The following is a 20,396-nucleotide window of genomic DNA, read 5'->3' on the forward strand; positions in this document are numbered from 1 at the left end:
TCTATGTCCCTGCGCTTTGCGCTGCTTTTGCTGTTGGCCAGCCTGTGTGCTGGCTGCGTGCTTTCGGGTGATTACAATCCGATGAAGACCAGCAAGGGCCGTGATGAAGCGCGTGATGCATACGTGCAGCTCGGTATCGGGTATTTGCAACAAGGCATGACCGAGCGCGCCAAGGTTCCGCTGAGAAAAGCCCTGGAACTCGATGGCTCCGACCCGGATGCCAATGCTGCGCTGGGGCTGGTGTTTCAGGCCGAGATGGAGCCGGAGTTGGCCGACGAGCACTTTCGCAAGGCACTGTCTTCCCGTCCGGGCGACGCACGAATCCTCAATAATTACGGCAGTTTTCTTTTCGAGCAGAAACGTTACAAGGAAGCCTACGAGCGCTTTGAACAAGCCGCTGCCGATACGCTGTATCCTGAGCGCTCGCGGGTGTTCGAGAACCTGGGCATGACCGCTGCGATGCTCGGCCAGCGTGATCTGGCCCAGCAGCAACTGGAAAAAGCCCTGCGCCTGAACCGGCAACAACCTCGTGCATTGCTGGAAATGGCTGAGTTGTCTTACGAAGACAGGCATTATGTGCCCGCGCGAGATTATTACGACCGTTTCAGCCAGCTCTCCGAGCAAAATGCACGTAGTCTATTGCTCGGCGTTCGGCTGGCAAAAGTGTTCGAAGATCGCGACAAGGCTGCAAGTAAAGGCCTGCAACTAAAAAGACTCTATCCCGGTACGCCGGAATATCAGCAATACCTGTCGGAGCAATGATGAAAGCGGCGCATCCCGAAGTTGTAGCAGCGAATCGCGTTAACCCTGGTGAGACTTTGCGCCAGGCCCGCGAAAGCAATGGCTGGTCGCTGGCCGAAGTGGCCCTCAAGCTCAACCTCACCACTACTTCCTTGAGCAATCTGGAAGCCGGCGCGTTCGACAAGCTGCCCGGGCATACCTTTGCCCGTGGTTACATTCGCGCCTATGCCAAGTTGCTCGGCATGGACCAGGCCGTTCTGGTCCAGCAATTCGATCAATCCACCGGCACCGACTCCCAGGGCAGCAATGTTCACAGCCTGGGTCGTATTGAAGAGCCGGTGCGGGTTTCCCACACCATTTTGCGAATCGTCAGCCTGCTGTTGCTGGTCGCGGTGATCGGGGGCGGTTTCGTCTGGTGGCAGGATCAGACCTCGATGCGCACCAAGGACCTGATCGGTCTGGCACCAGAACACGTAGAAGTCGAAGGTGCCGACGGTACCACTCAGATTCATCCGCTGGATGAGCCGGAAGACCAGGCCGTCGCGGAAGGTCAGACCGAAGGCGGCACGGCTCTCGCGCTGCCACAGGCCGAGGCTCCGGCTGAAGCACCGGAACAGGCTCAAGTGACTGCACCAGTTGCCCCGGCAGCGCCGACCACGCCAGCGGCTCCTGCGCACACTACCGCGCCCGTTGTCGCAGCGCCGGTGGCCCCGGCAACTCCGGCCCCGGCAGCGCCTGCCGCCCCGGTCCCTGCGGTGACTGCGCCGGTAGCCGCTGCGGCTCCTGCTCCAGCGGCAGCCGCACCTGTGGCCGGTCAGGGCCAGGTTCAGGTGCAGTTCACCTCCGATTGCTGGACACAAGTGACCGACGGTAGCGGCAAGGTGCTGTTTAGCGGTCTCAAACGCAAAGGCGACAGCCTGGCGGTCAATGGCAAACCACCGTTTTCCGTACGCCTGGGCTTTGCCCGGGGCGCTCAGGTCAGCTACAACGGCCAGCCAGTCGATGTCGCTCCGTTCACCAGTGGCGAGACTGCTCGCCTGAAGTTGGGTCAATAAGTCATGCACGGCGAATCTCCAATCAAACGTCGCGAATCCCGCAAGATCTGGGTCGGTAACGTGCCTGTTGGCGGCGATGCGCCTATCGCTGTGCAGAGCATGACCAACAGCGACACCAATGATGTCGCGGCCACGGTCGCACAAATCAATCGCCTGGAAGCGGCCGGCGTCGATATCGTGCGGGTTTCCGTACCGGACATGGACGCCGCCGAAGCCTTCGGCAAGATCAAGCAACTGGTCAAAGTCCCCCTGGTCGCCGACATCCACTTCGACTACCGCATCGCGTTGCGCGTCGCCGAACTAGGTGTCGATTGCCTGCGGATCAACCCGGGCAACATCGGTCGCGAAGACCGCGTGCGCGCGGTGGTCGATGCCGCCCGTGACCGCGGGATCCCGATCCGTATCGGCGTGAACGCCGGCTCCCTGGAAAAAGACCTGCAGAAGAAATACGGCGAGCCCACACCTGCTGCGCTGGTCGAGTCTGCCTTGCGTCACGTCGAGCACCTTGAACGCCTGAACTTCCAGGACTTCAAGGTCAGCGTGAAAGCCTCCGACGTGTTCATGGCCGTCGAAGCGTACCGCCTGCTGGCCAAGGAAATCGTCCAGCCACTGCACCTGGGCATCACCGAAGCCGGTGGTTTGCGTTCCGGCACGGTGAAATCTGCCGTCGGCCTCGGTATGCTGCTCGCCGAAGGGATTGGCGATACTATCCGCATCTCGTTGGCGGCCGACCCGGTCGAGGAAGTGAAAGTCGGCTACGACATTCTCAAATCCCTGCACCTGCGTTCCCGTGGCATCAACTTCATCGCCTGCCCGAGCTGCTCGCGGCAGAACTTCGATGTGGTCAAGACCATGAACGAGCTGGAAGGGCGCCTCGAGGATTTGCTGGTGCCGCTGGATGTCGCGGTCATCGGTTGCGTGGTCAACGGCCCGGGCGAAGCCAAGGAAGCCCATATCGGCTTGACCGGTGGCACGCCAAACCTGATTTACATCGACGGCAAGCCGTCGCAGAAACTGACGAATGACAATCTGGTGGATGAGCTTGAACGCTTGATCCGTCAGAAAGCGGCCGAAAAGGTCGAAGCTGACGCTGCCGTAATTGCGCGTGGCTGAACCTGACTGAAGAGCCGAACGAATTTAAGGATTTAAAGTGAGCAAGTCTCTGCAAGCCATTCGTGGCATGAACGACATCCTGCCCGAACAGACCCCCCTGTGGCGTCATTTCGAAGGCACCGTTTCGCGCCTGCTGGATAACTACGGTTACAAGCAGATCCGTATGCCGATCGTCGAGTTCACCGAGCTGTTCAAACGCTCCATCGGTGAAGTGACCGACATCGTCGAAAAAGAGATGTACACCTTCGACGACCGCAACGGCGACTCCCTGACCCTGCGCCCCGAAGGCACGGCGGCCTGCGTGCGTGCGGTGCTGGAGCATGGCATTACCGGTGGTGGCCAGGTTCAGAAACTCTGGTACATCGGTCCGATGTTCCGCCACGAGCGTCCGCAGAAAGGTCGTTATCGCCAGTTCCACCAGATCGGTGTCGAAGTGTTCAACCTCGACGGTCCGGACATCGACGCCGAACTGATCGTGCTGACGTGGCGCCTGTGGGGCGAACTGGGCATCCGCGATGCGGTAAAACTCGAGCTCAACAGCCTGGGAACCAGCGAATCCCGCGGTCGTTATCGCGAAGCGCTGGTCGAATACCTCTCGGCGCACATGGACAAGCTCGACGAAGACAGCCAGCGTCGCCTGAAAACCAACCCGCTGCGGGTTCTTGATACCAAGAACGCCGACACCCAGGCGGTATTGGTCGATGCGCCGAAGATGGCCGACTACCTCGACGAAGAATCCCGCGTGCACTTCGAGGGCCTCAAGGCTCGCCTGGATGCCGCCGGCATTCCTTACGTGATCAACCCGAAGCTGGTTCGCGGGCTGGATTACTACAGCAAGACCGTTTTCGAATGGGTCACCGACAAGCTCGGCGCCCAGGGCACCGTGTGTGCCGGTGGCCGTTACGACGGCCTGGTAGAGCAAATGGGCGGCAAGCCGACCGCTGGCGTGGGCTTTGCCATGGGCATCGAACGCCTGGTGCTGTTGCTGGAAACCCTGGAGCAGATTCCGGAGGAGATCTCCCGTCAGGTTGACGTCTACCTCTGCGCCTTCGGTGAAGCCGCCGAACTCGCCGGGCTGACCCTGGCAGAGCGCGTTCGTGACCAGTTGCCCAACCTGCGCCTGCAAGTGAATGCCGGCGCCGGCAGTTTCAAAAGCCAGTTCAAGAAGGCCGACAAGAGCGGTGCGCTGTACGCGCTGATCCTCGGTGACGACGAAATGGCCCAGCAAGTGGTAGGTTTCAAACCCCTGCGTGGCCAGGGCGAACAACAAAGCATTGCCTGGGATGCGCTTGCAGCGCACCTGGCCACCTGCGTCGTGCAGGGTTGAAGCTGTCTAAACAGCCGAATTAGCGATTAAGGAGTATTGGGGTGTCGAGTACCGAAGACGAACATGTGGCGGAATTGAAGGAATGGTGGTCACGCAACGGTAAGCCCCTGGTTACTGGCGGCCTGTTGGCGCTGGTCATCGTGTTCGGCTGGCAGGCGTTCCACAAGTATCAGAGCAATCAGTCGCAAGGCGCCTCGATTCTCTATCAGCAATTGCTCGAGACCACGCTGACACCTGACGGCAAGCCTGATGCGGCCCGTGTTTCGGACCTGGCCGGCAAGCTCAACAGCGAGTACGGCGGCAGCGCCTACGCGCAGTACGGCAGCCTGTTCGTGGCCAAGGTAGCGGTCGACAGCGGCAAGCTGGACGACGCGGCCACCGAACTCAAGGCCATCGTCGCCAAACCGGCCAACCCTGCGCTGGGCGAAATCGCCCGTCAGCGTCTGGCCCAGGTACTCGGCGCGCAGAACAAGGCCGACGAAGCACTGAAGTTGCTCGAAGGCGATGCCGACAAGGCATTCCTGGCCACTCGCGAAGAACTCAAGGGCGACTTGCTGGTGCAGTTGGGTCGTACCGACGAGGCGAGCGCGGCGTATCAAAAAGCCAAGGCGGCACTGTCGGATGAAGCGGCGGTCGGTGGCCTGCAAATCAAGCTGGACGACCTGGCCAAAGGGGATGCGTGACGTGATTCGTTGGAAACATGCAGCATTGCTGGCCTTGGCCATTTTGGCCGCGGGTTGCAGCAGCAACAGCAAAAAAGAACTGCCTCCGGCCGAACTGGTCGACTTCAAGGAAGAAGTGGTTCTGCACAAGCAGTGGAGTCGTTCGATCGGTGACGGTCAGGGCGAAACCTACAACATGCTGGTTCCGGCCATCGATGGCGATACCATCTATGCCGCCGACGTCACTGGCGTGTTGATGGCGATGGATCGCCACACGGGCGACGTCAAATGGAAGAAAGACCTCGAGCTGCCTGTTTCCGGTGCTGTCGGCGTTGGTTACGGTCTGGTCACGATCGGTACGATCAAGGGTGAAATCGTTGCCCTGGACGCGATCAACGGCGAAGAAAAATGGCGCGCTCGCGTGTCCAGCGAAGTGCTGGCACCGCCAGCCAACAACGGTGACGTTGTGGTGGTTCAGACCCAGGACGATCGCCTGATCGGCCTGGATGCCTCCACCGGTAATCGTCGCTGGATCTATGACAGCACGCCTGCGGTTCTGACCCTGCGGGGCACCAGCGCGCCGATCGTGACCAACCGCCTCGCGGTGGCTGGCCTGTCGACCGGTAAAGTGGTTGCCGTGGACATCTCCAACGGCGTACCAGTGTGGGAACAGCGCGTAGCGATCCCGCAAGGTCGTTCGGAGCTGGAGCGCGTGGTCGATATCGACGGTGGCTTGCTGCTGTCGGGCGAGACGCTGTATGTCGCCAGCTATCAGGGGCGCGTTGCCGCTCTGGACCTGCAAAGCGGCCGTCAGCTCTGGCAGCGTGATGCTTCCAGCTACGCCGGTGTCGCCCAGGGCTTTGGCACCGTTTATGTAAGCCTGTCTTCGGGTACCGTTGAAGGCGTCGACGAGCGTTCCACCACAGCCTTGTGGAGCAACGATTCGCTGGCCCGTCGTCAACTGTCGGCCCCGGAAGTGTTCTCCAGCTATGTTGCAGTCGGTGACCTGGAAGGTTACCTGCACCTGCTGAGTCAGGTGGACGGTCGATTCGTCGGCCGCGAGCGCATCGACAGCGACGGCCTGCGTGCCCGTCCGCTGGTGGTGGGTGACACGATTTATGTGTATGGCAACAGCGGCAAACTGGAAGCCCTGACCATCAAGTAACGACTATGCTTGGGTTTTAACCCCCAAGCGGCTTCACCGTTTGTAGGACTGTAGGAGCGAGCTTGCTCGCGATGGACGTTAATGATGACGTTGGCGGCCTGAATAAACGCGGTGTCTTGGCGTTTTTCGCGAGCAAGCTCGCTCCTACAAATGACAACGTGATTGCCCCGAGCACCAGCCGCTGCCTCGCAGCGGCTTTTGTATTTTCTGAAATAACGAAGTGGAGAGCCGCATGGTTCCCGTAATCGCCCTGGTGGGCCGACCGAACGTCGGCAAGTCCACCTTGTTCAACCGCCTGACCAGGACTCGTGACGCCATCGTCGGCGACTTGTCCGGTCTGACCCGTGATCGCCAGTACGGTGAGGCCAAGTGGCAAGGGCGTTCCTACATTCTGATCGACACCGGCGGTATCTCCGGTGACGAGCATGGTATGGACGAAAAGATGGCCGAGCAGTCGCTGCTGGCCATCGAAGAAGCCGATGTCGTTCTGTTCCTGGTAGATGCCAAGGCCGGTTTTACCGCCGCCGACCAGATGATCGCCGAGCATTTGCGCAAACGTAACAAGCGTTCCCACGTGGTCGCCAACAAGGTCGACAACATCGACCCGGAAATGGCCCGCGCCGAATTCGCCCCGTTGGGCATGGGCCATGCGATCCCGATCGCCGGTGCCCACGGCCGTGGTATCACCCAGTTGCTGGAAGCGGCACTGAGTGAATTCCCGCGTGACGAAGACGAGCCGCAGGAAGGCGAAGAGGAAGAGGTCGTCGCCGAAGGCGAGGAAGCCAAGCGCATTCCTGGCCCAAGCGAAAAAGACGGGATCAAGATCGCGATCATCGGCCGTCCGAACGTCGGCAAGTCGACCCTGGTCAACCGCATGCTCGGTGAAGACCGGGTCATCGTCTACGACCAGCCTGGCACCACCCGCGACAGTATCTACATCCCGTTCGAACGTAACGACGAGAAGTACACGCTGATCGACACGGCCGGTGTGCGCAAGCGCGGCAAGATCCACGAAGAAGTCGAAAAGTTCTCCGTGGTCAAAACCCTGCAGGCGATCAAAGACGCCAACGTGGTGATCTTCGTGATGGACGCCCGCGAAGGTGTGGTCGATCACGACCTCAACCTGTTGGGCTTCGCCATTGAATCGGGTCGTGCGCTGGTCATCGCGATCAACAAGTGGGACGGCATGACGCCGAGCGAGCGCGACTTCGTGAAGGTCGAGCTGCAACGTCGGCTGTTCTTCGTTGACTACGCCGATATCCACTTCATCTCGGCCTTGCACGGCACCGGCGTGGGCAACCTCTACGCGTCGGTACAGAACTCGTTCAAGTCCGCGGTTACCCGTTGGCCGACCAGCCGCCTGACCCAGATCCTCGAAGACGCGGTCAGCGAGCACCAGCCGCCGATGGTCAACAGCCGTCGGATCAAGCTGCGTTATGCCCACCTCGGTGGTGCAAACCCGCCAATCATCGTGATCCACGGCAACCAGATCGAGAAGGTGCCGAAGTCCTACGTGCGCTACCTGGAAAACACTTACCGCCGTGTCCTGAAGCTGGTCGGTACGCCGATCCGCATCGAGTTCAAGGGTGGCGAGAACCCGTACGAAGGCAACAAGAACACGCTTACCGACCGTCAGGTCAACAAGAAGCGTCGCTTGATGTCGCACCACAAGAAAGCCGACAAGAAGCGCCGCGATAAGCGATAAAAGCAGCTGCAAGCTGCAAGCTTCAAGTCAAAGCGAAAAGGGGCCTTTCCAAGGCCCTTTTTTGCGTCTGGAGGTTTGGCGCTTGACCACTTGCAGCTTGCAGCTTGAAACTTGCAGCTCACCTGCAAGGGGTTATCGATGATCACCAGCAAGCTGCCGAATGTCGGCATCACCATCTTCACGCAGATGTCTCAGCTCGCGGCACAGACCGGCGCGCTCAATCTGTCCCAGGGCTTTCCCGATTTCGCGGCCCCGCAGGCCCTGTGCGATGCGGTTGGCCGGCATATCGCCAGTGGCCATAACCAGTATTCGCCGATGACCGGGCTGCCGGTGTTGCGTCAGCAGATTGCGGTGAAAGTCGCCCGCAGCTATGGCACGCAAGTGGATGCGGATACTGAAGTGACGGTCACCCCAGGCGCGACCGAAGCGATTTTCTGTGCCATTCAGGCGGTTATCCACAGCGGCGACGAAGTCATCGTGTTTGACCCGGCCTACGACAGCTACGAGCCCTCGGTAGAGCTGGCCGGCGGTCGTTGCGTGCATGTACAGCTGGGCTTGAACGATTTCAGTATCGACTTCGAGAAGCTTGCCCAGGCACTGAGCCCGCGCACGCGGATGATCATTCTCAACTCCCCGCACAACCCCAGTGGCGCATTGATCAGTCGTGCCGAACTCGATCAGTTGGCCGCCTTGATCCGCGATCGCGACATCTATCTGATCAGTGATGAAGTCTACGAACACCTGGTGTATGACGGGGTGCCCCATGTCAGCGTGCTGGCCCATGAAGAGCTGTATCAGCGTGCTTTCGTGGTCAGCTCGTTCGGCAAGACCTACCACGTCACCGGCTGGAAAACCGGCTACGTGGTCGCCCCGCCGGCCCTGACGGCGGAATTGCGCAAGGTGCACCAGTACGTCAATTTCTGTGGTGTGACGCCGCTGCAATATGCCTTGGCCGACTTCATGGCCGAGCATCCTGAGCACGTCGAAGAGCTGCCGGATTTCTATCAGGCCAAGCGTGATCTGTTCTGCGATCTGCTGGCGCCGTCGCGTTTCAGTTTCACTCGGGTTTCCGGCACCTATTTCCAGTTGGTCGATTACTCGCAGATCCGCCCGGACCTCAATGATGTCGAGATGGCCCTGTGGATGACTCGCGAGCATGGTGTGGCCAGTATCCCGATCTCGGTGTTCTACCAGACACCGCCTGAAGGGCAGCGCCTGGTGCGACTGTGCTTCGCCAAGCGTGAGGAGACCCTGCGTGAAGCGGCGGAAAAACTATGCGTGATCTGAGTGCGTTGCCGAACCTGACCGTGGCGCTGATCCAGACATCCCTGGCTTGGCACGACCGTCAGGCCAACCTGGAGCATTTCGAGCCATTGCTTGAGCAGGCTCGCGGCGCTGACCTGATCATTCTGCCGGAGATGTTCACCACCGGTTTTTCCATGGAGTCCGAGACCCTCGCGGAATCGGAAAACGGCCCCACCAGCAAGTGGCTGCGGGTTCAGGCGGCAAAACTTGATGCCGTGATTACCGGCAGCGTGATCATCCAGGCCGAGGACGGCAGTCATCGCAATCGCCTGTTGTGGGCGCGCCCGGATGGCGAGGTACTGCATTACGACAAGCGTCACCTGTTCCGCATGGCCGGTGAGCATAACCACTACACCCCGGGCGAGCGTCAGGTGCAGTTCGAGTTAAAGGGCTGGCGCGTGCGACCGCTGATTTGCTACGACTTGCGCTTCCCGGTGTGGAGTCGTGACGCTCAGGACACGGATCTGCTGCTGTACACCGCGAACTGGCCAGGTGCGCGGCGTCAGCATTGGAACCGCCTGTTGCCGGCGCGGGCGATCGAGAACCTGTGCTACGTGGCGGCAGTCAATCGCGTTGGCACCGATGGCAAGGGCTTTGCCTACACCGGTGACAGCCAGGTGCTGGATTTCCAGGGCGAGATGTTGCTTGGCGCAGGAGAGGCGGATGGGGTGTTTCAGGTCGTTCTGAATGCTGCAGACCTTCAAGCTTATCGCACACGGTTTCCGGCGAATCTGGATGCCGATACCTTCGAGTTCACTTCATAAAAGATCGCAGCCTGCGTTTTCCTGTAGGAGCTGCCGCAGGCTGCGATCTTTTGATCTTCAACCAAACAAAAAGGCCCCGAGATGCAAACCCCGGGGCCTTTTGCATTGCAGCTAAGTCTTACGCCGCTTTCGCTTCCGGCTGGCTCAGCGAGCGGTTCAGCGCGCTGAACAGGGCCTTGAAGCTGGCGGTGGTGATGTTTTCATCGATGCCCACGCCATGCACCGCACGTTCGCCGTTCACGCGCAGTTCAATGTAGGCCGCGGCCTTGGCATTGGTGCCTGCGCCAATGGCGTGCTCGTTGTAGTCCATGATCTCCACCGGGATCGGCAGACCGGCCACCAGCGCTTCCAGGGCACCGTTGCCCTTGCCGCGCCAGTGCAGGTTGGTCTCGCCCTGGCCTTTGCTGGCTACTTCCACTTCGACGGCGCTGTGACCGTTTTCTTCCTGCAGGCGATGGCTGACCAGCGCGTACGGGGTGTTGGCTTGCAAGTACTCGCTGTGCAGCAGCGCGTGGATTTGCTGGGCGGTCATCTCAAGGCCCAGGCGGTCGGTTTCACGCTGCACGACCTGGCTGAATTCGATCTGCATGCGACGTGGCAGGCTGATGCCGTATTCCTGCTCCAGGAGGTAGGCGATGCCACCCTTGCCTGACTGGCTGTTGACGCGGATGACCGCCTCGTAGCTGCGGCCGATGTCAGCCGGGTCGATCGGCAGGTACGGCACTTCCCACAACTCGTCCGGTTTCTGCTGGGCAAAGCCCTTGCGGATCGCATCCTGGTGCGAGCCGGAGAATGCGGTGTGCACCAGGTCGCCGACGTACGGGTGACGCGGGTGCACCTGGATCTGGTTGCACTCTTCGACGACTTTGCGCACGCCGTCGATGTCGGAGAAGTCCAGCTCAGGGTTCACGCCCTGGGTGTAGAGGTTCAGGGCCACGGTCACCAGGTCGACGTTGCCGGTACGCTCGCCGTTGCCGAACAGGCAGCCTTCGACGCGGTCGGCGCCGGCCATCAGGCCCAGTTCGGTGGCGGCAACGCCGGTGCCACGGTCGTTGTGGGTGTGCAGGCTGATGATCACGCTGTCACGACGGTTGATGTGGCGGCCGAACCATTCGATCTGGTCGGCATAGATGTTCGGGGTCGCGCATTCGACGGTGGCCGGCAGGTTGAGGATCATCTTGTGCTCGGGCGTCGGGTTCCAGACCTCGATGACCGCGTCGCAGACTTCCTTGGCGAATTCCAGTTCGGTGGCGCTGAAGGTCTCCGGCGAGTATTCAAAGGTCCACTCGGTGTCCGGCTGCATGGCTGCGTATTTGACGAACAGCTTGGCGGCGTTCACGGCGATGGCCTTGATCCCGTCCTTGTCCTGGTTGAAGACAATGCGGCGGAAGGAAGGGGAGGTCGCGTTGTACAGGTGAACGATGGCTTTCTTCGCGCCGCGCAGGGATTCGAAGGTGCGCTCGATCAGGTCTTCACGGCCCTGGGTCAGCACCTGGATGGTGGTGTCGTCCGGGATGTGGTTGCCTTCGATCAGGGTGCGAACGAAGTCGAAGTCGGTTTGCGAAGCGGCCGGGAACGATGCTTCGATTTCCTTCACGCCGACCTGCACCAGGGTTTTCCAGAAGCGCAGCTTCTTGACGGCGTCCATCGGCTCGATCAGCGACTGGTTGCCGTCGCGCAGGTCGGAACTGCACCAGATCGGCGCGGCGGTGATGGTTTTCGATGGCCAGGTGCGGTCCGGAATGTCGATGGTCGGGAACGCGCGGTATTTCGAAGACGGGTCTTTGAGCATGCTCATCGGGAAATCCTTATTGTGTGGGCCGAAAAAAGGCGGCCTGCCGGTGGATCAAAAGTTCTTGGATTGACGCTTGGGACGAGGCACCACGATTCAGCCCGGCAGTCGTGCACTGACAAGGCACAGGCTGCTGTGCTGGCGGAGCTGAATGAGGGTGTGAGAGGTTTTCATGCCTTCAACCCTAACCTTGGGGGGGAAGGATGGCAAGCAGTCGAAAAAAATTGAGAGGAATACTCGTGAGCGGGTATTTATCGAGATTTTATTGCTTCAAATGGTTGCGATGATCTTGTTTTTTGCGCGAGGTTCAGACGGTGCGCAATCTTGGCGACAGTTCAAAAGATCGCAGCCTTCGGCAGCTCCTACATGGGTATGCGTTCCCTGTAGAAGCTGCCGAAGGCTGCGATCTTTTGATCTTGCTCAAGGCTGAAACGCCCCAATGAAAATGGCAGGATCCACCCGCGCATCGTTCAGGCTGACGTTCCAGTGCATATGCGGTCCGGTCGCCCGACCAGTCGCCCCGACCTTGCCAACCACACCACCCCGGGCCAGTTGCTGCCCCACCTTAACGTCGATTTTCGACATGTGGCAGAACATGCTGATGAAGCCCTGGCCATGGTCGACGAACACCGTATTGCCATTGAAGAAGTAGTTGCCGATCAGGATCACCTTGCCCGCGGCCGGTGTCTTGATCGGCGTGCCGGCGCCCACGGCGAAATCCAGCCCCGAATGAGGATTACGCTCCTCACCGTTGAAGAAGCGGCGCACGCCGAACTTGCTCGACAGCGGCCCGTTCACCGGTTTGTCCAGCAGCAGGTTGCTTGGCGTATTGGGGCTGAACGTGCGGTAAGCGGCAATCTGCTCGGCCAGTTCACGCTCGATGCGCTTGAGATTTTCCGGGTCCGGATTGACCTGTTGGGTGTTTTTCAGGGTGATGCGCTGTTCCGGGTATTTCTTGTTGCCAACCGTAAAGTTCAGATTGCGACCACCGCTGCTGATCGATTGGGTACCCGGCTTGATCGTCAGCGGCACACCGACGATGGCCAGCCAGTTGTTCTGCTCCTTCACGACCAGCACGGGTTTGCCTTGATAACTGGCTTTTGGCGCCTGGGCGGATGGGCCCAGATTCACCACGGCCACGCCGCCCGGCACCGGTTTGTTCAACAGGCGGGTGATGTAGCTGTCGGCGTGGGCGTTGAAGGTCAGGAGCAGCAACAGCAATGGAACCAGGAAACGCGGCATGGATCAGTCCAGTAAAGAAAGGGTGACAGGCGTCAGGTGGTTGTCTTCGACCCGTACTTGCAGTTCGCCTTCGCCCAGCTTGGCCTTCAGGCGCTGGCCGGTGTGGGTTTGCGCGGCGTTGCGGATCGCATTGCCGCGCTCGTCCAGCAGGATGCTGTAGCCACGGCCGAGGGTCGCCAGCGGGCTGACCACATGCAGGGTCTGCATCTGGCTGTGCAATTGCAGGCGCCGGTTCTTCAGCCCTTCGCGGATGGCGCGCGGCAGGCGTTCGGCCAGGCTGTCGAGGCGCTGGCGCAACATTGCCAGTTGCCGGCCCGGATGTTGTGCGGCCAGACGGGTTTCCAGGCGGATCAAGCGTTCGCGACGGGTGTTGAGGCTACGCTCGAACGCGCGGCGCATGCGCATGTCCAGGTCATCCAGGCGTTGCGCTTGCTGGCGCAGGCGCTCGCCGGGATGGCGCAGGCGGCGAGAGATACCTTCCAGGCGCAGGCGGTCGCGCATCAAACGGTCACGCATGCGCATCACCAGCCGGCGGTGCAGGCTCTCGACCCGACGCACCAGGTCACTGGAGTCCGGTGCCAGCAATTCGGCGGCAGCGGAAGGGGTGGGCGCGCGAACATCGGCCACGAAGTCGCTGATCGACACGTCGGTTTCATGGCCGACCGCGCTGACAATCGGTGTCACGCAAGCGTCCACGGCGCGGGCCACGGCTTCTTCGTTGAAACACCAGAGGTCTTCCAGCGAACCGCCGCCCCGGGCCAGGATCAGGGCGTCGAAACCGCGGGCATCCGCCAGTTTCAGCGCGCGGACAATCTGTGCGGTGGCTTCGCGGCCCTGTACGGCGGTGGGGATCAGCGTCAACTGCACCTGCGGTGCGCGACGGCGGAACACGCTGATGATGTCGCGGATCACCGCCCCGGTGGGCGAACTGATGATGCCGATGCGTTGTGGATGCGCAGGCAGCGGGACCTTGCGCTCGGCACTGAACAGGCCTTCGGCGCTGAGCTTTTCCTTGAGTGCATCGAAGGCCAGGCGCAAGGCGCCATCGCCGGCCGGCTCCACGGTGTCGAGGATCAGTTGATAGTCACCGCGCCCCTCGAACAACGAGACCTTGCCGCGCACCTTGACCGCCAGCCCGTCCTTCAAGGCTTGGCGAACCCGTGCCGCGTTCTGCCGGAACAGCGCGCAACGCACCTGGGCGCCGCTGTCCTTGAGGGTGAAATACACGTGGCCGGACGCCGGGCGGGCGAGGTTGGAGATCTCGCCCTCTACCCAGATGTTGCTGAACACGTCTTCGAGCAACACCCGCGCGCGGCCGTTGAGCTGGCTGACGGTCAGGACTTCGCGGTCCAGGCCGAGTCTTGCAAAGGGATCTTTAATCATGGGGCGCATGATAAAGGCATTCTCCAACCGAATGCACGACCCCTTGTAGGAGCTGCCGAAGGCTGCGATCTTTTGATCTTGATTTCAAAGATCAAAAGATCGCAGCCTTCGGCAGCTCCTACAGGGATTGAGTGAAATGTTGGTGGATTTGTTGGGTCAATGGACTTTTGGAGTGGTGGGCTGGTTGGTGATCGGGACAGGCATCGCCCTGGCCTACATCGTGTTCGGCATCGCCGGGTTCGGTACGGCGTTGATCGCCGGGCCGATTCTGATTCTGTTCATGCCGCTGTCGAAGATCGTACCGTTGCTGGTGTTGCTCGACTTTGTCGCGGCATTCGGCAACCTGTTGCCTTCGCGGCGGGATGTCGCCCGGCCGGAACTGTTGCGGTTATTGCCCTGCATGGCGGTGGGCTGCACGCTGGGGGTGATTTTCCTGCTGAACCTCAAGTCCGATCTGTTGTTGCTGTTGATGGGGCTGTTTATCAGCGCCTATGCGATCTACAGCCTGTGGGTCAAAACCCGTCCGACGCAATTGTCTGCCGTGTGGGCTCTGCCGATGGGGACGGTGGGCGGGATGTTTGGCGCGTTGTTTGGCAGCGGCGGCTTTCTCTATGCGATCTATCTGAACAGCCGCTTGCCCAAGGAGGCGGCCCGGGCCACCCAGAGCGCATTGATCAGTTGCAGTACGGTGGTGCGTTTGAGCCTGTTTGCTATTGCCGGGGTGTATGCCGATTTGCCATTGCTGGTGCTGGCGGTGTGTCTGTTGCCGGCGATGGTGCTGGGGTTGTGGATTGGGCGGCGGCTGACGATGCGGATGTCTCGCGAGGCGTTCGTGCGCCTGGTGACGTGGCTGGTGCTGGCCAGCGGGATTGCGTTGATTGGGCGCTACCTGAATACCTCCCTGTAGGAGCTGCCGCAGGCTGCGATCTTTTGCTTTTTCAAGATCAAAAGATCGCAGCCTTCGGCAGCTCCTACAGGGAGCGGTATGCGGTCAATCGTTGTACTGGCTCAACAACCGCTCCAGTCGTGCACTGAGGCGGCGTTTGATTTCGGTCTCGATGTGCGGGGCGAAATCGTCGATCACGTCTTGCATGATCAACTGCGCGGCGGCGCGCAGTTCGCTGTCCAGGTGCAACAGGTCATCCGGGTTCTTGCTGATGGCAGGCGCCGGTGCAGCCGCGATGACCGGTTCAGCAATCGGGGCGGGGGCTGTCGGTTCGACGGGCGGCGAAGGCTCGCTGACGGCGTCGAACAACATGGGAATCTGTTCCTGATCGCCTTCCTCGACCGTGTCGGTCAGCAGGGGCGGTTGCAGGTTGTCATCGCCGAGCAATTGGCGGATCGACTCAAGGTCGTCCAGCAGGTGCGCGGACTGTTGCAGCGGTTTTGGAGTGTCCATTGGAAGGCTCAGAGTCGCTGTAAACGGTGATCTTGCAGAGGATAGCCCTGTTCGCGGTAGAAACGGAAACTCTCCCGCGCGGCCTGGCGAATCGTCGGGTCTTCCACCACCACTTCCGCCACGCGGGCGAAACGCTGGGCGAAGGCCGGGACTTTCAGGTCGAGATTGACCAACAAGTCCTGATGCTGACCGCAATCGTCACCCAGACCCAGGACAATCAAGCCATCCGGTTCGTTTTCGGCGGGGCCGTGGGGCACGAAGCTTTCACCCTTGAACGTCCAGAGGCGTGCGTCGAGATCGTTGCGTTGGGCGGCGTCGCTGCAATTGAGGTAGACACGGTGCCCCATGCGCCAGGCTTTTTCGGTGAGCTTGCAGGCGAAATCCAGGCGTGCCGAAGGATCGGCGCTGGGCAGGATATAGAAGTCGACTTTGGTCATTGCGGTTCCTGAGCCCTGGGGGGGCACTGCCCGAAAGCAATGCTCCCCAGGGTCATTGGTTTCAGGCTTTGGCGCGGTCCAGCAGGTATTGGGTCAGCAACGGAACCGGACGGCCAGTGGCGCCCTTGTCCTTGCCGCCGCTGGTCCAGGCGGTGCCGGCGATGTCCAGGTGCGCCCAGTTCAGGTTCTTGGTGAAGCGCGAAAGGAAGCAGGCGGCGGTGATGGTGCCGGCTTTCGGGCCGCCAATGTTGGCGATGTCGGCGAACGGGCTGTCCAGCTGTTCCTGGTACTCATCGAACAGCGGCAGTTGCCAGGCGCGGTCGTCGGCAGCCTTGCCGGCGCTCAGCAGTTGGCCGATCAGTTCGTCGTTGTTGCCCAGCAGGCCCGACGTGTGGGAACCCAGGGCGACCACGCAGGCACCGGTCAGGGTCGCGATGTCGATTACGGCTTGTGGCTTGAAGCGCTCGGAGTAGGTCAGGGCGTCGCACAGCACCAGACGGCCTTCGGCGTCGGTGTTGAGGATTTCCACGGTCTGGCCGCTCATGGTGGTGACAATGTCGCCAGGGCGCGAAGCGTTGCCGCTCGGCATGTTCTCGGCGCAGGCCAGGATGCACACCAGGTTGATCGGCAGCTTCAGCTCCAGCACGGCACGCAGGGTGCCGAACACGCTGGCGGCGCCGCCCATGTCGTACTTCATTTCATCCATGCCGGCGCCTGGCTTGAGGCTGATGCCGCCGGTGTCGAAGGTGATGCCTTTACCGACCAGCGCATACGGCTTCTCGGATTTCTTGCCGCCGTTGTATTGCATGACGATCAGGCGTGGCGGCTGGGCGCTGCCCTGGCCTACGGCGTAGAACGAACCCATGCCCAGCGCCTTGATCTTCTTCTCGTCGAGGACTTCGACTTTCAGATCCTTGAATTCCTTGCCCAGGTCTTTCGCCTGCTCGCCGAGGAAAGTCGGGTGGCAGATGTTCGGCGGCAGGTTGCCCAGGTTACGGGTGAAGGCCATGCCGTTGGCGATGGCAGTGGCGTGGGTCACGGCGCGCTGCACTTCAGCCTGGGCGGCCTTGATGGTCAGCAGGGTGATTTTCTTCAGGGCGCGGGGTTCGGTTTTCTGGCTCTTGAACTGCTCGAAGCTGTATTCGCCGTCCACCAGGGTTTCGGCCAGCAGGCGGGTCTTGCCATAGCTGTCGCGGCCTTTGACCACGATTTCGTCGAGGGCCAGCACCGCGTCGCTGCCGCCCAGGCCCTTCAGGGTGTTGAGGATGCCGGCGATGATCTTGCGGAACGGGCGGTCACCCAGCTCGTCGTCCTTGCCAACGCCCACCAGCAGCACGCGCTCGGCCTTGAGGTTCGGCAAGCTGTGCAGCAACAGGCTCTGGCCAACCTTGCCGGCCAGGTCGCCACGCTTGAGCACTGCGCTGATCGCGCCGCCGCTCAGTTCGTCGAGTTGCTTGGCAACGGCGCCGAGCTTGCGGCCTTCGCCGACGGAGACCACGAGAGTGGCGGTCTTCAACGTTTCCGGGTTGACGCTTTTTACAACCAGTTCCATGTCCGGGTCCCTGAATTGATGGTTATCACGCATGCGCCCGACACCTTATGTGCGTCGATTGCTTATATAAAGAAAGGCGCCAGGATCGACCGGCGACAAAGGCCGCAGTTTGAACCTCGCTACCGGCGGCTGACAACCCTCGGTTGTACGATCTTCATGGAATTGACGGCCCTGTTGCAGGAGCGAGCCTGCTCGCGAAGAACCCGAGACCACCGCGGGGCTTCAGGCTCCCCGCGTTATCATTGACGACCATCGTCGGAACGCCGCCCGGAGCAAGCTCACCCCTACACCCTGCACCCCAATGCATTGCGCAGTGACAGGCGCACCCAATCACAGGATAATGCGCCATCTTTTTTCGGCGGCTCTGTCTTGCGGGCTGTCCGAAACGTTTGCTTGTTTGGCCGCCTTAGCCTGACAACCCTGGAGTGTCTGGTTTGATCGTCTTCCGTTATCTGTCCCGCGAAGTCCTGTTGACCTTGAGCGCCGTCAGCGCCGTGCTGCTGGTCATCATCATGAGCGGTCGCTTCATCAAATACCTCGCCCAGGCCGCCTCGGGCCTGCTGGATCCGGGCTCGCTGTTCCTGATCATGGGCTTTCGCATGCCGGGGTTCCTCCAGCTGATCCTGCCGCTGGGGCTGTTTCTCGGGATCCTGTTGTCCTACGGTCGGATGTACCTCGAAAGCGAAATGACCGTGCTCTCGGCCACCGGCATGAGCCAGCAGCGGCTGGTCTGGATGACGATGTTTCCGGCCACCCTGGTTGCACTCGTCGTCGCGTGGCTGAGCCTGAGCCTGGCGCCACAAGGGGCCAATCAGTTTCAGCTGCTGCTGAACAAGCAGGATGCCCTCACCGAATTCGATACCCTGGAGCCGGGGCGCTTCCAGTCCCTGCGTGACGGCACCCGGGTCACCTATACCGAGCGCATGTCGGATGATCGCGTGAACCTGGGTGGCGTGTTCATCTCGCAGAAGAACATCAGTTCCAACAACAAGGATCGCGGAATTTCTGTGCTGGTGGCGGAAAAGGGGCGTCAGGAAATTCGACCGGACGGCAACCGCTACCTGATCCTGGACAACGGCTATCGCTATGACGGCAGTCCGGGTCAGGCCGACTACCGGGCGATCAAGTACGACGAATACGGTGTGTTGCTGCCAAAACCGGAAGTCAGCGACGAAGTCACCGACCGCGATGCGATGCCGACCAGTACGTTGATCGGCAGTGAAGACATTCGCATGCGTGCCGAATTGCAATGGCGCATCTCGCTGCCATTGCTGGTGTTCATCGTCACCTTGATGGCGGTGCCACTGTCGCGGGTCAACCCGCGTCAGGGTCGATTCCTCAAATTGCTGCCAGCGATTCTTCTCTATATGGCTTACCTGACCATTCTGATTGCCGCCCGTGGTGCCCTCGACAAGGGCAAGATCCCTGCAGTGTTTGGCTTGTGGTGGGTGCACGGGATTTTCCTGGCCATTGGCCTGGGCCTGCTCTATTGGGAACCCTTGCGCTTGATGAGGGCGAGTCGCCGCAGCGCGCTGGAGGTGGCCCGTGGTTAAGCTGGATCGCTACATTGGTAGCAGCGTGTTCATGGCGATTCTGGCGGTGCTCGGGATCATTCTTGGTCTGGCGACGCTGTTTGCCTTCATCGACGAGATGAGTGAAGTCAGCGACACCTACACCCTGGTCGATGCGCTGAGTTATGTGTTGTTGACCGCGCCGCGCCGGATGTACGAAATGCTGCCGATGGCCGCGCTGATCGGTTGCCTGATCGGCCTGGGCACTCTGGCCAGCAACAGTGAGTTGACGATCATGCGCGCTGCCGGCGTGTCGATCGGCCGGATCGTCTGGGCGGTCATGAAGCCGATGCTGGTATTGATGCTGGCCGGTTTGCTGATCGGCGAGTACGTCGCTCCACCTGCTGAAACCACCGCGCAGGCCAATCGCTCGCTGGCCCAGGGTAGCGGCGATGCACAAAGCGCCAAGCACGGTTTGTGGCACCGCCAGGGCGACGAGTTCATTCACGTCAACTCGGTGCAGCCTAACGGCATCCTGTACGGCGTGACCCGCTACCGTTTCGACAACGAGCGGCACATGCTGTCGGCGAGCTTCGCCAAGCGCGCCGAGTTCGACACGGATCACTGGCAGTTGACGGACGTCACGACCACGGTGTTCCACGAACGCAGCACTGAAGTGGTGTCGACCCCGGTCGAGCGTTGGGGCGTGGCCTTGAGTCCGCAATTGCTGAGCACCGTGGTCATGGTGCCAGAGTCGCTGTCGATCAGCGGTCTGTGGGGTTATATCCACTACCTGGCGGACCAGGGGTTGAACAACAGCCGTTACTGGCTGGCATTTTGGGTCAAGGTGTTGCAGCCGCTGGTGACTGCCGCCCTGGTGTTGATGGCGATTTCCTTCATCTTTGGTCCGCTGCGATCGGTGACCCTGGGTCAACGGGTGTTCACTGGCGTGCTGGTGGGCTTTACCTTCCGCATCGTTCAGGATCTGCTGGGCCCTTCGAGCCAGGTGTTCGGCTTCCCACCGTTGCTTTCGGTGCTGGTGCCGGCGGGTATTTGTGCCGTGGCCGGGCTCTGGCTGTTGCGCCGGGCCGGTTGATGGCGGGCTTTTTCCGAGCGCTTTGACGATCAAAAACGCCCTTGTCGCAAGACCGGGGCGTTTTTGTAGGTGCCGTCTGACCTGCGAACGTGACGCTAGTGCCGTGGATCAGGTACAATTCCCGGCTATTTTTCGGCGGGCTATGCC

Annotated in this window: 18 protein-coding genes; 12 read left to right on the forward strand and 6 right to left on the reverse strand. The window is 60.8% G+C overall.

The genetic code is table 11. The annotated features are described in order from the left end of the window. Positions 1-3 precede the first annotated feature (3 nt). From pilW to ACEN83_RS04480, 9 genes are all read left to right on the forward strand, one after another. Complete coding sequence (gene pilW, locus ACEN83_RS04440) at positions 4-762, forward strand: type IV pilus biogenesis/stability protein PilW (RefSeq protein ID WP_218485904.1); 759 nt, start codon at positions 4-6, stop codon at positions 760-762. Further along, positions 762-1,796, forward strand: a complete 1,035-nt coding sequence (locus ACEN83_RS04445; RefSeq protein WP_495579600.1) for a RodZ domain-containing protein — start codon at positions 762-764, stop codon at positions 1,794-1,796. The genes pilW and ACEN83_RS04445 overlap by 1 nt, the downstream gene beginning before the upstream one ends. A 3-nt stretch (positions 1,797-1,799) precedes the next feature. After that, positions 1,800-2,909: a flavodoxin-dependent (E)-4-hydroxy-3-methylbut-2-enyl-diphosphate synthase gene (ispG, locus tag ACEN83_RS04450; protein WP_003185136.1), complete on the forward strand. Its 1,110-nt coding sequence runs from the start codon at positions 1,800-1,802 to the stop codon at positions 2,907-2,909. 37 nt (positions 2,910-2,946) lie between these two features. Continuing rightward, positions 2,947-4,236, forward strand: a complete 1,290-nt coding sequence (hisS, locus tag ACEN83_RS04455; RefSeq protein WP_007973994.1) for a histidine--tRNA ligase — start codon at positions 2,947-2,949, stop codon at positions 4,234-4,236. 41 nt (positions 4,237-4,277) lie between these two features. Next, positions 4,278-4,919, forward strand: coding sequence for a tetratricopeptide repeat protein (locus ACEN83_RS04460; protein ID WP_007973992.1), 642 nt, complete (start codon positions 4,278-4,280; stop codon positions 4,917-4,919). Next, the gene (gene bamB, locus ACEN83_RS04465; protein WP_104450782.1) at positions 4,912-6,063 is read left to right on the forward strand and encodes an outer membrane protein assembly factor BamB; all 1,152 of its coding nucleotides are present in this window, start codon (positions 4,912-4,914) and stop codon (positions 6,061-6,063) included. Before ACEN83_RS04460 ends, bamB begins: the two co-directional genes overlap by 8 nt. 232 nt (positions 6,064-6,295) lie before the next feature. Beyond that, entirely contained in the window at positions 6,296-7,768 is a 1,473-nt protein-coding gene (gene der / locus ACEN83_RS04470; protein WP_007973987.1) for a ribosome biogenesis GTPase Der, read from the forward strand. A 138-nt stretch (positions 7,769-7,906) separates the two neighbouring features. Next, complete coding sequence (locus ACEN83_RS04475; protein WP_116581901.1) at positions 7,907-9,055, forward strand: pyridoxal phosphate-dependent aminotransferase; 1,149 nt, start codon at positions 7,907-7,909, stop codon at positions 9,053-9,055. Next, positions 9,043-9,837, forward strand: a complete 795-nt coding sequence (locus tag ACEN83_RS04480; protein ID WP_495579601.1) for an amidohydrolase — start codon at positions 9,043-9,045, stop codon at positions 9,835-9,837. The genes ACEN83_RS04475 and ACEN83_RS04480 overlap by 13 nt, the downstream gene beginning before the upstream one ends. A 118-nt stretch (positions 9,838-9,955) precedes the next feature. Here the strand turns inward: ACEN83_RS04480 and leuA are convergent, their stop codons facing one another. The 3 genes from leuA to xseA all read right to left on the reverse strand — a co-directional run bounded on the left by leuA (position 9,956) and on the right by xseA (position 14,254). Further along, positions 9,956-11,635: a 2-isopropylmalate synthase gene (gene leuA / locus ACEN83_RS04485; protein ID WP_116581902.1), complete on the reverse strand. Its 1,680-nt coding sequence runs from the start codon at positions 11,633-11,635 to the stop codon at positions 9,956-9,958. A 414-nt stretch (positions 11,636-12,049) separates the two neighbouring features. Continuing rightward, positions 12,050-12,871 (reverse strand): peptidoglycan DD-metalloendopeptidase family protein, encoded by an 822-nt coding sequence (locus tag ACEN83_RS04490; RefSeq protein WP_495579602.1) that lies wholly within the window; start codon positions 12,869-12,871, stop codon positions 12,050-12,052. Positions 12,872-12,874: 3 nt separating this feature from the next. Further along, on the reverse strand, positions 12,875-14,254 hold the full coding sequence (gene xseA / locus ACEN83_RS04495) for an exodeoxyribonuclease VII large subunit (protein ID WP_008053235.1): 1,380 nt from the start codon (positions 14,252-14,254) through the stop codon (positions 12,875-12,877). Between the two features lie 136 nt (positions 14,255-14,390). Here xseA and ACEN83_RS04500 point away from each other — a divergent pair, with 136 nt between their 5' ends. Beyond that, positions 14,391-15,161 carry a sulfite exporter TauE/SafE family protein gene (locus ACEN83_RS04500; RefSeq protein WP_495579603.1) on the forward strand — a complete coding sequence of 257 codons (771 nt, stop codon included), beginning with the start codon at positions 14,391-14,393 and terminating at the stop codon, positions 15,159-15,161. Between the two features lie 84 nt (positions 15,162-15,245). Here ACEN83_RS04500 and ACEN83_RS04505 read toward each other — a convergent pair whose 3' ends face one another. The 3 genes from ACEN83_RS04505 to ACEN83_RS04515 form a co-directional block, all read right to left on the reverse strand. Further along, positions 15,246-15,653: a DNA polymerase III subunit chi gene (locus ACEN83_RS04505; protein WP_495579604.1), complete on the reverse strand. Its 408-nt coding sequence runs from the start codon at positions 15,651-15,653 to the stop codon at positions 15,246-15,248. An 8-nt stretch (positions 15,654-15,661) separates the two neighbouring features. After that, positions 15,662-16,090, reverse strand: coding sequence for a DNA polymerase III subunit chi (locus ACEN83_RS04510; RefSeq protein ID WP_495579605.1), 429 nt, complete (start codon positions 16,088-16,090; stop codon positions 15,662-15,664). Positions 16,091-16,151: 61 nt separating this feature from the next. Then, positions 16,152-17,642 (reverse strand): leucyl aminopeptidase, encoded by a 1,491-nt coding sequence (locus ACEN83_RS04515; protein WP_495580845.1) that lies wholly within the window; start codon positions 17,640-17,642, stop codon positions 16,152-16,154. 434 nt (positions 17,643-18,076) lie between these two features. Here ACEN83_RS04515 and lptF point away from each other — a divergent pair, with 434 nt between their 5' ends. Together lptF and lptG are read left to right on the forward strand one after the other, a co-directional pair. Further along, entirely contained in the window at positions 18,077-19,195 is a 1,119-nt protein-coding gene (gene lptF / locus ACEN83_RS04520; protein ID WP_495579606.1) for an LPS export ABC transporter permease LptF, read from the forward strand. Beyond that, positions 19,188-20,249 (forward strand): LPS export ABC transporter permease LptG, encoded by a 1,062-nt coding sequence (gene lptG / locus ACEN83_RS04525; protein WP_116581908.1) that lies wholly within the window; start codon positions 19,188-19,190, stop codon positions 20,247-20,249. The genes lptF and lptG overlap by 8 nt, the downstream gene beginning before the upstream one ends. The last annotated feature ends 147 nt before the right edge of the window (positions 20,250-20,396 follow it).

This window comes from Pseudomonas sp. Pseusp49 (assembly GCF_059491875.1).